The organism is Streptomyces sp. NBC_01591 (assembly GCF_035918155.1).
Lineage (GTDB): Bacteria > Actinomycetota > Actinomycetes > Streptomycetales > Streptomycetaceae > Streptomyces.
This window is the reverse complement of the sequence record NZ_CP109327.1, coordinates 7,683,413-7,696,244: the sequence shown is the minus strand read 5'-3', so window position 1 is coordinate 7,696,244 and position 12,832 is coordinate 7,683,413. Positions and strand designations below refer to the sequence as shown.

Sequence of the window (12,832 nt, the reverse complement as noted above, 5' to 3'; positions counted from 1 at the left end):
GGGGTCCTCACAACTCAGGGGCAGAAGCGCGGTGGGCGGGACGGGAGGCGGCCAGTGCGGTGGCGCGGCGCAGCGGTTCGGGGTCGGCCCAGGCCGCGATGTCGACGGGTTCGGGCAGGAAGCCGTGGGCGCGCAGCCCGGCCTCCTGCTCGGCGAGCAGGGCCAGGCGGTCCGGGGAGAGGTCGGGGTGGAGGGCCAGATGGGTGCCCGGCCGGTAGGCCCCGGCGACTGAGTCGGCGCCCGCGCCGGTCTCGGCGCCGAGGATCCGGGCGACCTCGGCGGGCTGTTCGGTGGCCCAGTCGGCGGCCCTGAGCAGGACGGCGAGGAAGCGGTCGACGAGGCCGGGGTGGTCCTCGAGGAGCTCCCGGTGGACGGTGATGGGGCGCGGGGTGCCGTTGTTGACGCGGAAGCGGCGGTCGGCCAGCTCGTCGAGTTCGACGGCGACCTCCGCACCGGCCCGCCGGGCGGCCTCGACGGCCGGCGCACCCTTCACGTACACCGCGTCGACGTCACCGCGCCGCAGCGCCGCCAGCTCGGCGGCCCACTGGCCCCGGTGTTCGGCGGCGGGTACGTCGACGAGCGTGGCATCGTCCAGCGCGAGTCCGGCGGCGGCGAGCGCGCCCTCGAAGCCGCGCAGGGCCATGGCCCGCCAGAAGTCGATGGCGATGTCGTGCAAGGGAACGGCGAGCCGCAGCCCGCGCAGGGCCTCGACGCCCCGGATTCCGGAGCCGGGACCGACGAGCACCGCCTGCCGTTCCTCGATCCAGGTGAGACCGATCAGCCGGGTCCGCTCCCCGCGCGAACGGGCCCACAGGGCGGGCACGTTGCCGCCCTCGCGGAACAGGCCCGGCAGGGCGTGGGTGAAGTGGGCGGCCCGGTCGGCACCGGGTGCGGCGTCCTGGAGGGACCGCACCGTGATGCCGTCGGGGGCGAACTCTTCGGTGAGCCACCGGCGGTCGGCGGCGATGCCGGTCGCGGTGGGGACGGGACAGCGGGTGAACCAGAGGGTTCTGGGCAGGACGGCGTGCGTCATGGGGTCTTCCCGAGGGGTCGGCGAAGCGGAGGGTGTCGCGGCGCGTACGCCGGGATGCGGACACCGGGTACGGCCGAAGGCCCCGGCCGCGCCGGAACGCGGCGGAGAGGAAAGGGAAACGCGAAGGGGAAGAGGAAGCGGTCAGCGACAGGCGGCGCTGGAGACCCGCGCCAGGTCGATGTGACGGCGCAGCGTCAGGGCGAGCAGGACCGGAGCGGCATGGTCTGGAGTCGCGATGCGGCGACCGGCCATGGCACTGCTCCCTTCTGCTCATCGGTGCTGACGTGCTGCAGACTGCCACGGACTCGAACCGGCCCACAACTCGCTTCCCATCATGTGGGATTGAGTATGAACGGAGTGTTTCCGAACCTGGAGTCCACACTTCTCAACTCCCGTAATGTGGCAACCACATGCCCTGCAAACCCCTCACGAGCGGAGAGTGGACCGATATGACCGAGGCCGCGGCAGTGCGTACTCCCGGTGGAGCGCAGGCGGTACAGCGCGCCCTGGACGTACTGCACTGTTTCCACGACAACGGCCCCGACCTCAGCGCCTCCGACCTCGCCCGCCGCCTGGGACTCTCCGCCTCCACGGCACACCGCCTGGCCCGCACGCTGCTCGGCGCGGGCTTCCTGGAGCAGGACGCCCGTACGTCCCGCTACCGGCTGGGACCCGCCGTGACCGAGCTCGGCAGGCTCTCGTACCACCAGCGGGGCCTGCATCTGGCCGCCCCCGAGCTGACCGATCTCGCCGAGCGCACCGGCGCCACGGCCGACCTGGCGCTGCGCAGCGGCCCCCATGCGGTGATCGTCGCGGGCGGTTCGGTCACGCCGAAGGTGGGGCTGCGCAGACCGCTGCACTCCACCGCGCTCGGCAAGGTCCTGCTGGCCTGGGCCCGGCCGGGCGAGGGCGGGCCGTCCTCGCTGCCTCCGCTGCCCGCGTTCACCGACCGTACGATCGTCGAACCGGCGGCACTGGAGGCCGAGTTGGCGAAGGTTCGGTCCGACGCCTACGCGCTCAACGACGGCGAGTCGGCCCACGGGGTACGGACCCTGGCGGTCCCGGTCCTGGACGGCGCCGGTCATGCCCGCTTCGCCCTGGCGGTCCGGGCCACGCCGTCCGTGATCACGGACGCGCGCACCGACTGGTTCCTGGCACAGGCCCGCTCCTGCGCACGGGCCCTGGAGGTCCTGTTGCTCTCCCCGGCTGAGCGCCGGCCGCCCACGCCCTGAGCCGCCGGGGCTGTCGGTGCCGCGTGGCACGATAGGAATCGTCCGGGGCAGGAGCCGGGCAGGGCGGCAGCCGGGCTGCGCGGACAGAGGGACGTACATGACACAGGCCGGAGCGACGGAGGACGGAACGCCCACGGGAAGGGCCGCCCGGGAGCTGCTGGCGCGGGCCGAAGGGCTGCTGGAGACCGCGCGCGCCGTGCGGGCCGATCACGCCCGCGCCGCCGAGGCCGTGCACACCGCGCTGAAGCCGCTGCTCGACTCCCTCGTGAGCCGGGAGCTCGCCGCCATCCCGGCCTCCAGGCTCAAGGACGTCACCGAGGGCAGGCTGCGGCTGGGCGCGGTCGAGCAGGCCGGTTTCACCACCGTAGGCCAGGTCCACGAGGCCAACCGCTACGAGCTGCGCCAGATCCCCGGGGTCGGCGCGCAGACCGCCGACCAGGTGCTGGCCGCGGCCGGGCAGATCGCCCACGCGGTACGGGACACGGTCGCGATCCGGATAGATGTCGATGCCCCGGACGACGCCATGACCGCGCTGGTCGTCGCACTGCACCGGCTGGTCGACGCGGGTCCCGACGTCCGGCGGGCCGTGGATGCGGCGGGCCGGCTCGTCGGGCACCTCGAACCCCTGCTGGCGGCCGCGGGACCCGCGCGCGGTCGGCTGCGCATGCTGTTCACCGGGCGGGAGGCCCGCTCCCGGGCGCTGGAGGCCGTCGCCGAGGTGCGGACCGCCGTCGCCGAGGCGGAGGGGCGCGAGCTGCCCCTGCTGTTCGGGCAGGTCTCGGTCGATCTGCTGCGGGACGCGGAGTCGGATGTCGCGGCGTGGGTGGATTTCGAGCTGCGCTCCGCCGAGTACTACAGCCTGCTCGCCGAGATGTCCGGCACCGGCCCGGACCGGGACGCGGCCGAGGGGTTCCTGCCGTCCGGGATGGCGGACCGGGTGCGCGGTCTGCGGCTGGACGACGCCCATCTGCGGGTCTCGCTGCGCGGCTACCAGTCGTTCGGCGCGCGGTTCGCGCTCGCGCAGAAGCGGGTGATCCTCGGTGACGAGATGGGGCTCGGCAAGACCGTGCAGGCCATCGCCGCGCTCGCGCATCTGTCGGCGCGGGGCGAGACGCACTTCCTGGTGGTCTGCCCGGCGAGCGTGCTGATCAACTGGGCGCGCGAGATCCGCGCCCGCTCCACCCTGCGCACCCTGCCGGTGCACGGCCCCGAGCGGCAGTCGGCCTTTGGTGAATGGCATCGCGGCGGAGGGGTTGCCCTCACCACGTTCGACGCCCTGCACACGCTGCCGGCCGCCGCGGACTGCGGCCTGCGGCCCGGCATGCTGGTGGTCGACGAGGCCCACTACGTCAAGAACCCCGCCACCCGCCGCTCCCAGGCCGTGTCCGGCTGGACACAACACACCGAGCGGGTGCTGTTCCTGACCGGCACGCCCATGGAGAACCGCGTCGAGGAGTTCCGCAGCCTGGTCCGTCATCTCCAGCCGGAACTGGCCCCCTCGATACACACCCCCCATGGCGCCGCCGGTTCGCTCGCCTTCCGCAGAGCGGTCGCCCCGGCCTATCTGCGGCGCAACCAGGTGGATGTGCTGACCGAACTCCCGGCGCTGGTACAGGTCGACGAGTGGGAGGAGTTCAGCGCGGGCGATCTCGATGCCTACCGCGAGGCGGTGAGCGCGGGGCAGTTCATGCGGATGCGCCGGGCCGCGTATGCCCGGCCCGCCACGTCCGCGAAGCTGAACCGGCTGCGCGAGCTGGTGGCCGAGGCCGCGGACAACGGCCTGAAGGTCGTGGTGTTCTCCTACTTCCGCGATGTGCTCCACACGGTCGGACAGGCCCTGGAATCACCCGCGTTCGGCCCGCTCTCGGGGAGCCTGTCGGCCGCCCGCCGCCAGCGGCTGATCGACGATTTCGGTGCCATGGACGGCCATGCCGTTCTGCTCAGCCAGATCCAGGCGGGCGGAGTCGGACTGAACATGCAGTCGGCGTCGGTCGTCATCATCTGCGAACCGCAGATCAAGCCGACGATGGAGCACCAGGCGGTGGCCCGCGCCCATCGGATGGGTCAGATACGGACCGTCCAGGTGCACCGGCTCCTCGCGGCCGACAGCGTCGACGAACGGATGCTGGACATCCTGGCCCGCAAGGAGCGGCTGTTCGACCTGTACGCGCGACGCAGCGACGTCGCCGAGACGACGCCGGATGCCGTGGATGTGTCGGACGGGGCGTTGGCCCGGCGCATCGTCGAGGAGGAACAGTTGCGCCTCGCGACCGGAAGAGCCGGAACGGCCGCGACGACCGAGGCGGACGGGGCGGACGGGGCGGACATGGTGGAAGAGGCGGACAGGGCCGCCCGGGAGATGCCGGGGAGCTGACGCCGTCAGGACGTGCGGGCCCGACGGCTTCAGGTCCTGCCGACCGGCGGTGTCAGGAGCCGTGTGCCGCCGTGTCGTGCGCGGCCGTGTCCTTCGCCGAGCTTCCCGGCGCCGCTTTGCCGTGGTCCATCACATGGTGCGGGTCGTACCCCGGCACGGTGCCGTCCGGCTTGGCGACCAGCAGCAGTCCGGCCATGCCCATGTCGGAGTGGCTCTGCACATGGCAGTGGTACATCCAGGCGCCCGCGCCCACGTGTTCGCCCGCGATGACCTGGAAGCCGAAGGAGTCCGCCGGTCCGACGATCTTCGTGTCGATGACCCGGCTCGGGTCGTCGGGGCCGGTGAGCAGGCCGGTCCGGTTGTCCGCCCAGCGATGACCGTGGATGTGGAACGTGTGGTAGTACTCGCCGTGCGTGATCATGACGACTTCGAGCCGGTCCCCCACCGTGGCCTCGAAGTTCGGGCTCTCGTGGGCCGGTTTGTTGTTGATCGTCATGTCGTTGAAGACGATCGTGATCGTCTTGTCCGGCAGGATGTCGCCCTTGCGCCGGACGACGAGCGGGCCGTAGAGGCCCTTGCGGATGCCGCCGGTGCCGTGATCCGTGCCGACGACATGGTCGTGGTAGTGCCAGTAGCCCGCGCTGCCCGGCCGCCAGGTGCCGTCCTTGCGCCGGCCGGGGGCATGGGTGCGCCAGGTGTACGTACGGGTCCCGCCCGGTTCGACGATGCTCTTGTTCATCCGGGTGCCGTCGCTCGCGATGTCGTAGTCGACGCCGTGCGCATGGAGACTGACCGGCACATCCGTCGTGTTCTCGAACTCGATGTGCAGGGTGTCGCCCTCGTTGATCTCGATGAGCGGCCCCGGGACGGACGCCTTCCCCTTCTCCAGCCCGTACCCCATCCGACCGTCCGCCAGCTTCTCGGCGTACAGCTTGAGATGGCGGACCGCACCGCCCGCCGGGGCGGTGTCGAGCGCGGGCTCCGCCGAGTTGGCCTCGATCGAACCGAGGGACAACGATGTCAGGCCGGTCGCGGCCGCCACCCCGCCGCCGACCAGCATCCGCCGGTTGAAGCTCCTTCTGTCCATGCCGAACTCCCCACTGCGCCAAGGAATTTGGAGCGTCGACTCGCCCCGGACGGCCCACACCGTAGCCGGAGGATCTCCGTTTATCCACAGCCAGGACAAAGTTCGTGCAATTGCCGCCATGGCTATTGGCGGACCACGAAAAGAGGTCTAGCTTCATGCGCTGTTGCAGTGACCAAAGAGGGGTGGGTGACCACATGCAGCGCGCACCACATCACAGGTCCAGATCGCGACGCGGACTCGCGGCGGGCCTCGCGGCCGGCGCACTGACCGCTTCCCTGCTCGGCGCCAACACGGCTGAGGCCAGGCCCTATCCGGAGCCGCCCGGCTCCCTGGCGACAACGTTGTCCCTGCCGTCGCCGCCGGGCGGTGCCAACGTCAAGGTGCTGGTGTTCCATGCCTCCGCCACCGATGAGTCCCCGACGGTCGACGCCGGGATCGCGGCGATCGAGAAGATCGGCCTCACCGGCCCGGAGGCCGGCCGGTTCAGGACCGTCGCCACCGACGACCCCGCGGTCTTCACCAACGGCAAGCAGCTCGGCAAGTACAACGCCGTCGTCTTCCTGACCGGCGGCGGCGATGTCCTCGACCCGGAGCAGGAGGCCGGCCTGGAGGCGTACATGGAGGCCGGCGGCGGCTTCCTCGGCATCCATGACGCCGCGCGCACCGAGCCGTACTCGGACTGGTTCACCGGCCTGGTCGGCGCCCGCCCGGCGGCGAACAGCCCGGCCTCCGTGCAGCGCGCCACGGTGGAGATCGGCGACCGGCAGCATCCGGCGACCAAGAACCTCCCGCTGGAGTGGAAGCGCCCCGACAAGTGGCTGAACTGGACGAAGAACCCGTCCGGCGATGTGCACACCGTGGCCCGCGTCCGCGAGATCACCTACAAGCCGGGCGCGAGTGCCAACGGCTGGGACCACCCGGTCTCCTGGTGCCGCGACTACGACGGCGGCCGGTCCTTCTACACGGCGATGGGCGGTACGGTCGACAGCTTCGCGGAGACCGACTTCCGCGACCATCTGCGCGGCGCGCTGAACTGGACGACCCGGATCTCGCAGGCCGACTGCAAGGCGACGATCGACTCCAACTACAAGGCCGAGCGCGTCACCCAGCCCAACCAGCCGGGCCGGAACGACCAGATCGGCGAGCCGCACGGACTGGTCACCGCCCCCGACGGACGCGTGCTGTACATCGGGCGCGGCGGCGCCGACAGCAGCAGGCCGGTCGTCACCGACTGGAACGACCCGGACATCGGCAAGGGTCTGGGGCAGATCCATGTCTACGACCCGAAGACCAAGAAGGTCACCCTCGCGGGTGAGTTGACGATCTTCGGCAACAAGGGCGGCGGCGACGAGCTGATCAAGGTCGAGGAAGGGCTGCTCGGCATCGAACTGGACCCGGACTTCGAGAAGAACGGCTGGGTGTATCTGCACTACACCCCGCACTCGAAGCTGGACCGCGACAAGCAGATGGCGGTACGCCAGGTCTCCCGCTTCACCCTGGACCTGTCCACGAACAAGCTGGATCTGTCCTCGGAGAAGGTGCTGCTCAACTGGCCCGTCCAGGTCCACAGCTGCTGCCACGCGGGCGGCGGGATGGCCTGGGACTCCAAGGGCAATCTGTACATCGCGACCGGTGACAACAACTCCTCCGGCTTCAGCGACGGTTACTCCGGGAACAACCCGCAGCCGAACTACAAGGGCGTCTCGTTCGCCGATGCCCGCCGCACCGCGGGCAACACGAACAACCTCAACGGGAAGATCCTGCGGATCCACCCGGAGGACGACGGCACCTACACGCTGCCCGGGGGCAACCTCTTCACCGGCAAGGAGCCCGACGAGGGCGGTGGCAAGACGCGGGGCGAGATCTATGTGATGGGCGTACGCAACCCGGCCCGGATCTCCGTCGACAAGTCGACCGACACGCTGTACGCGGGCTGGGTCGGCCCCGACGCGGGCTCGCCCTCCACCACCTGGGGCCCGGCCAAGTACGACACGTTCGCCGCGATCACGAAGGCGGGCAACCACGGCTGGCCGTACTGCATGGGCAACAAGCAGCCCTACCGGGACCGTAGTCTGCCGGACCCCACCAAGCCGCTCGGCTGGTACGACTGCGATCACCCGAAGAACGAGTCGCCGAACAACGACGGCCTGGTGAATCTGCCGCCGGTCACCTCCAACACCATCTGGTACTCGCCGCAGGGCGGTGGCGTGGACTACCCGCGCGACGCGAACGGCATCCCGAGCTACAAGGTCGAGGACCAGAAGCAGCTGCTGCCGTGGCTCAAGGGCGGCGGCCAGGCCACGATGAACGGCCCGGTCTACCGGTACGACGCGGCGAGCACCAGCGCCGACAAGTGGCCCTCCTACTGGGACGGCAAGTGGTTCGTCGGTGACTTCTACGACGACACCCAGCCCCGGCACGCCGTGCTCACCGACCCGAAGACGGTCGGCAAGGGCGGTCTGCCCACCCACGCCGAATCCCTGCGGAAGATCATCCCGGTCGGGGCCGACGGCATCCGCAACCTGATGGACTGGAGGTTCGCCCCGGACGGTTCGCTGTACGTCCTGGACTACGGGCGCGGCTTCTTCACCTCCGACTCCAAGTCCGCGCTGTGGCGTGTGACGTACAAGGGCGGCGGTCCGACCCCGGCCGCCGAGGATCTGGCCAGGAAGGCGGCAGTGCGGTGAGACATCGTCCGGTCCTCTCCCGAAAGCGGTACCGTCCAGCCCGATTGTGGCTCGCCCTGCTGGGTTCGTTCCTGATGGTGCTGGGCCTGACCTCGACGGCGGCGTACGGCCGTACGGCGCCCCCCGCCGATGCGGCGGCCGATCAGGTCCTCACCTGGACCGCGGGCGACCCCATCGACCACTATCTGTCCGCCCCGAAGACCGCGGTGGCCGGCAAGGCGACCATCGTCTTCGAGAACAGCGCGGCAACCGGCAACACCACAGGGATGCCGCACACCCTCACGTTCAGCGTCTCGGACCCGGAGTTCAACAACGACGTCACGCTGAACATCCTGGCCAACCCGGGCGACGACCAGGGCGGCAAACACACCGCCGAGGTCACGCTCACCCCCGGCCGGTATTTCTACCACTGCACCATGCCGGGGCACGAGGCGATGCAGGGCATCCTCACCGTGACCGAGGACGGCGGCGGTGAGGACACCACGGCGCCCGGCACCTCGGCGAAGGTGGACGGCGACAAGAACGCCGACGGCGCGTACATCGGTCAGGCGACGGTCACCGTCTCGGCGACCGATGACGGCTCCGGCGTCGACACCGTGGAGTACGCGGTGGGGGCGGACGGCGCCTGGCAGCCGTACACCGCTCCGGTCGTGGTGACCGAGGTCGGTACGCACACGATCCGCTACCGCGCCACCGACAAGGCGGGCAACGCGGCAGCGGAGAAGTCGGTCGACTTCGCGGTCGCCGCACCGCCGACGGACGACAAGACGCCGCCGGAGACCTCGGCGACCGTGTCCGGCGAGAAGGACGACCAGGGGCAGTACCTCGGAATGGCGACGGTCACCGTGACCGCCTCCGACACCGGGTCCGGCGTCAACACCATCGAGTACGCGATCGGGGCGGACGGCGCCTGGCAGCCGTACACCGCACCCGTGATGGTGCACGAGACCGGCACCCACCGGGTCCGCTACCGGGCCACCGACAAGGCGGGCAACGCGGCGGCCGAGAAATCGGTCGACTTCACCGTCGTCGCACCGCCGACGCAGGACAAGACCCCGCCGGAGACCTCCGCGAAGGTCGAGGGCGACAAGAACTCCGACAACGCCTACATCACCAGCGCCAAGGTGACGGTCACCGCGACCGACGCCGAATCGGGCGTGGACAAGGTCGAGTACTCGCTCGACGGCGGCCCGTACCTCGCGTACACCGCCACCGTCATCGTCGACCGCGTCGGCTATCACACCGTCGCCCACCGGGCGACGGACAAGGCCGGCAACACCTCCGTCGCGAAGCAGGTGTCGTTCACCGTCGCGGAGAGCGGGGGCGTACCGGCGCCGAACTGCCCGGAGTTCGACGAGCGGCTCACCGTCATCGTCGGCACGGTGGACACCGGGGTCCCCAACCGCATCACGGGCAACCGCTGCACCATCAATGAGCTGATCGAGGACGAGAAGGACTGGTCGTCGCACGCGCTGTTCCTCAAGCACGTCGACGGTGTCCTGGACAAGCTGCTCGCCGCGGGTGTGATCGACGCCCGCGAGCACAAGAAGATCTACCGGGCGGCCAAGCAGTCGGGGATCGGCAGGCCGGGCCAGGACGAGGGCTACAGGAAGCTCTTCGACGGCACGGCTGAGTCCTTCGCCAAGTGGCAGCAGGTCGGTGGCGGAAAGTTCGGGCTCAACGCGGACGGCACCCTCACCAGCTCCACCGCGGTGGACGGCATGGGCATGCTCTGGTTCTCGGGGCGGCAGTACGGCGACTTCTCGCTCAAGCTCCAGTGGCGCGACGACGCCCCGGGCACGGGCAACGCCAACAGCGGTGTGTTCGTCCGCTTCCCGAACGTCCACGACAACCCGGAGGAGTCGCGTCCGGAGTGGGTCGCCATCAAGTACGGCCATGAGGTGCAGATCCTCGACCGTCCGGACGGCGACATGTACAAGACCGGCTCGGTCTACGGCTTCGACCGGATCGGTCTGGCCGGCGCCGGGGTCACTCCCAAGGGCACCTGGAACGACTACGAGATCCGGGTGGTGGACCAGCACTACTCGGTCTACCGCAACGGTGTCCTGCTGAACGAGTTCGACAACAACGGCGGTCAGGTCTTCGAGCCGCCGCGCGGCGACGACCCGGGCACCGACGGCCGACGGTACGCCTCCGGTTACATCGGACTCCAGGTCCACAGCACCACGGATGTGGTCTCGTACCGCGACATCCGTATCAAGGAGCTGTAGCCCGGACCGGATCAGGTGGCCGTGGCCGCATGCTGAGGCATGTGGTCACGGCCTCCCGGGTGCCGGTGGCGCAACACCCAGAACACCGTGCAGGAGACCACCGCCCAGGCCCCGAGCACCAGATACGGAAAGATCCGCTGGTGGCCCTGGTAGTAGACGGCGGTGTGCTGGGCGTTGACGGACGCACCCGGCGGCAGCCAGCGTCCGATGTGCCCGAGCGCTGACGGCAGGAGCGGCCAGGAGACCGCCCCGCCGGACGACGGGTTCCCCAGGAGCACCATGACGCCCCAGGTCGGGATCATCGCCCAGCGCCCCATCAGGGTGTTGAACATGGTGAAGACCATGCCCGAGGTGAACATCGTGAACGCCAGGATCATCCAGGACTCGAAGAACGGCAGATCCACCGCGCCCAGCCACCAGTCCACCACCGCGGCGATGGTGAAACCGCCGAGCAGCGAGTAGCCGATGGTGAAGGCGATCCGTTCCAGCGGGATCAGCGCGCGGGCGTGCACGCTCAGCTGGATCGCGCCGACGAAGCCGATGATGACGGCGGCGAGCGAGATGTAGAACAGGGCGAGACCGCGCGGGTCGCCGCGTTGCAGGGGCTTGATGTCCCGCACGGCGACCGGCTCCCCGAGCTCGGCCCCCACCTTCACCGCGGACTCCGCGAGCAGTTGGGCGACGGCGGCACCGGAGGCACTCGCGACATCCAGCGACATACCACGGTCGCCGGCCTGGATGATCGCGAAGACCTCCTGCTTCTCCAGTGCTTCGCGTGCCTGTGCCCGGGTCGCGAACACATGGATGTCGAGCGAGGCGTCGAGCGCCTTGTCCATGCCGGCGACGAATTCCTTGCCGCCCTCCGTCGCCGGCCGGCTGACCACGGCGGCCGGAATCCGGTGCGGGGTCGGGTTGGCCATCGCGTAGGTGTAGGAACCGGCGAAGAGCCCCGCGGCGGCGGCGAGGATGAACACCAGGACCGTGGCGGGGAAGTACGGCGAGTCCTTGTACGCGGCCCATTTCTGGGCGCGGGTCAGCGGTCTGCCGTGTGCCCCGTGCGGGGCGGCGGGCTCCAGGTCGGGAGCGCTCATCCCGCGGCGTCCTCGTCGTGCCGGGCCCGGCTCGGCTGGACCCGCTTCGGCTCGCCCGGCATCTTGGGGTACTCCGGCGGGTAGGGCATGTCGCCGAGTCCGCGTTCCCGCTCGTCGCGGTCCGCCAGTTCCAGCAGCCCGTCGAGCCGGAAGGCGTGGTCGTCCATGTCCGCGTGCACATCGCCGGCTTCGGCGTAGCGCTTCGGCATGGTCCTGATGTCGAAGTCACGGGGTTCGGCGTCGTCGATCTCCTCCCAGCGCAGTGGGGCGGAGACCGGGGCGTAGGGGCGGGGGCGTACGGAGTAGGCGGACGCGATGGTGCGGTCGCGGGCGGTCTGGTTGAAGTCGACGAAGATCCGTTCGCCGCGCTCCTCCTTCCACCAGGCCGTGGTCACCCGGTCCGGCATGCGACGTTCCAGTTCGCGCCCGGCGGCGATGGCGGCCCGTCTGACCTCGGTGAACGTCCACTCCGGTGCGATGGGGACGAAGACGTGGATGCCCCGGCCGCCGGAGGTCTTGGGCCAGCCGCTCAGCCCGTGGTCGTCGAGCACGGACCGCAGTTCGTGGGCGGCCCGCACCGCGTCGGCGTAGTCCGTTCCTGGCTGCGGGTCGAGGTCGATGCGCAGTTCGTCCGGGTGGTCGGTGTCGGCGCTGCGAACCGGCCAGGGGTGGAAGGTGAGGGTGCCGAGGTTGGCCGCCCAGATGACGGCGGCGAGCTCGGTGGGGCAGATCTCGTCGGCGGGCCGGCCGCTCGGGAAGGTGATCCGTGCCGTGGGAATCCAGTCGGGGAGGTTCTTCGGGGCCCGTTTCTGGTAGAAGAACTCGCCGTCGACGCCGTCCACGAAGCGCTGGAGGGTGGTGGGCCGGTCGCGCAGGGCGCGGGTGATGCCGGGGCCCACGGCCAGGAAGTACTCGGCCACGTCCCTCTTGGTGTAGCCCTTCTCCGGGAAGTAGACCTTGTCCGGATTGGAGAGCCGTACGGCCCGCCCGTCGGCTTCGAGCTCCACTGCTTTCACCGCTGCACCCATGACGGTCACGGTAGGCCGGGCTCACATATGACGCATATCGGGAGACTTGCGCCCGGTCGTGGGTGAGAA

At 70.3% G+C, this 12,832-nt stretch carries 9 protein-coding genes; 4 read left to right on the top strand and 5 right to left on the bottom strand.

Translation table 11 applies throughout. The features are described 5' to 3' along the window. Nucleotides 1–7 precede the first annotated feature (7 nt). Nucleotides 8–1,033, bottom strand: coding sequence for an ABC transporter substrate-binding protein (locus OG978_RS35640; protein ID WP_326769178.1), 1,026 nt, complete (start codon nucleotides 1,031–1,033; stop codon nucleotides 8–10). 141 nt (nucleotides 1,034–1,174) lie between these two features. Beyond that, complete coding sequence (locus tag OG978_RS35635; RefSeq protein ID WP_326769177.1) at nucleotides 1,175–1,285, bottom strand: putative leader peptide; 111 nt, start codon at nucleotides 1,283–1,285, stop codon at nucleotides 1,175–1,177. Between the two features lie 197 nt (nucleotides 1,286–1,482). On the opposite strand from OG978_RS35635, the gene OG978_RS35630 reads away from it, so the two are divergent. Beyond that, nucleotides 1,483–2,265, top strand: coding sequence for an IclR family transcriptional regulator (locus OG978_RS35630; RefSeq protein ID WP_326770259.1), 783 nt, complete (start codon nucleotides 1,483–1,485; stop codon nucleotides 2,263–2,265). Between the two features lie 97 nt (nucleotides 2,266–2,362). Beyond that, a complete protein-coding gene (locus OG978_RS35625; RefSeq protein WP_326769176.1) occupies nucleotides 2,363–4,639 on the top strand; it encodes a DEAD/DEAH box helicase in 2,277 nt (758 codons plus the stop codon). A gap of 52 nt (nucleotides 4,640–4,691) precedes the next feature. On the opposite strand, the gene OG978_RS35620 is transcribed toward OG978_RS35625, so the two are convergent. Further along, a complete protein-coding gene (locus tag OG978_RS35620; RefSeq protein ID WP_326769175.1) occupies nucleotides 4,692–5,726 on the bottom strand; it encodes a multicopper oxidase domain-containing protein in 1,035 nt (344 codons plus the stop codon). 194 nt (nucleotides 5,727–5,920) lie between these two features. Here OG978_RS35620 and OG978_RS35615 point away from each other — a divergent pair, with 194 nt between their 5' ends. Both OG978_RS35615 and OG978_RS35610 read left to right on the top strand, forming a co-directional pair. Continuing rightward, nucleotides 5,921–8,413 carry a ThuA domain-containing protein gene (locus OG978_RS35615; protein ID WP_326769174.1) on the top strand — a complete coding sequence of 831 codons (2,493 nt, stop codon included), beginning with the start codon at nucleotides 5,921–5,923 and terminating at the stop codon, nucleotides 8,411–8,413. Nucleotides 8,414–8,487: 74 nt separating this feature from the next. After that, nucleotides 8,488–10,644, top strand: coding sequence for an OmpL47-type beta-barrel domain-containing protein (locus OG978_RS35610; protein ID WP_442817862.1), 2,157 nt, complete (start codon nucleotides 8,488–8,490; stop codon nucleotides 10,642–10,644). Between the two features lie 11 nt (nucleotides 10,645–10,655). Here OG978_RS35610 and OG978_RS35605 read toward each other — a convergent pair whose 3' ends face one another. Continuing rightward, a complete protein-coding gene (locus tag OG978_RS35605) occupies nucleotides 10,656–11,735 on the bottom strand; it encodes an ABC transporter permease (RefSeq protein WP_326769172.1) in 1,080 nt (359 codons plus the stop codon). Further along, nucleotides 11,732–12,742 (bottom strand): non-homologous end-joining DNA ligase, encoded by a 1,011-nt coding sequence (gene ligD, locus OG978_RS35600; protein ID WP_442817861.1) that lies wholly within the window; start codon nucleotides 12,740–12,742, stop codon nucleotides 11,732–11,734. Before ligD ends, OG978_RS35605 begins: the two co-directional genes overlap by 4 nt. Nucleotides 12,743–12,832: the final 90 nt, after the last annotated feature.

Coding starts and splice junctions, on each gene's coding strand:
- OG978_RS35640 (WP_326769178.1), bottom strand. CDS start 1,033: ATGACGCACGCCGTCCTGCCCAGAACCCTCTGGTTCACCCGCTGTCCC.
- OG978_RS35635 (WP_326769177.1), bottom strand. CDS start 1,285: ATGGCCGGTCGCCGCATCGCGACTCCAGACCATGCCGCTCCGGTCCTG.
- OG978_RS35630 (WP_326770259.1), top strand. CDS start 1,483: ATGACCGAGGCCGCGGCAGTGCGTACTCCCGGTGGAGCGCAGGCGGTA.
- OG978_RS35625 (WP_326769176.1), top strand. CDS start 2,363: ATGACACAGGCCGGAGCGACGGAGGACGGAACGCCCACGGGAAGGGCC.
- OG978_RS35620 (WP_326769175.1), bottom strand. CDS start 5,726: ATGGACAGAAGGAGCTTCAACCGGCGGATGCTGGTCGGCGGCGGGGTG.
- OG978_RS35615 (WP_326769174.1), top strand. CDS start 5,921: ATGCAGCGCGCACCACATCACAGGTCCAGATCGCGACGCGGACTCGCG.
- OG978_RS35610 (WP_442817862.1), top strand. CDS start 8,488: ATGGTGCTGGGCCTGACCTCGACGGCGGCGTACGGCCGTACGGCGCCC.
- OG978_RS35605 (WP_326769172.1), bottom strand. CDS start 11,735: ATGAGCGCTCCCGACCTGGAGCCCGCCGCCCCGCACGGGGCACACGGC.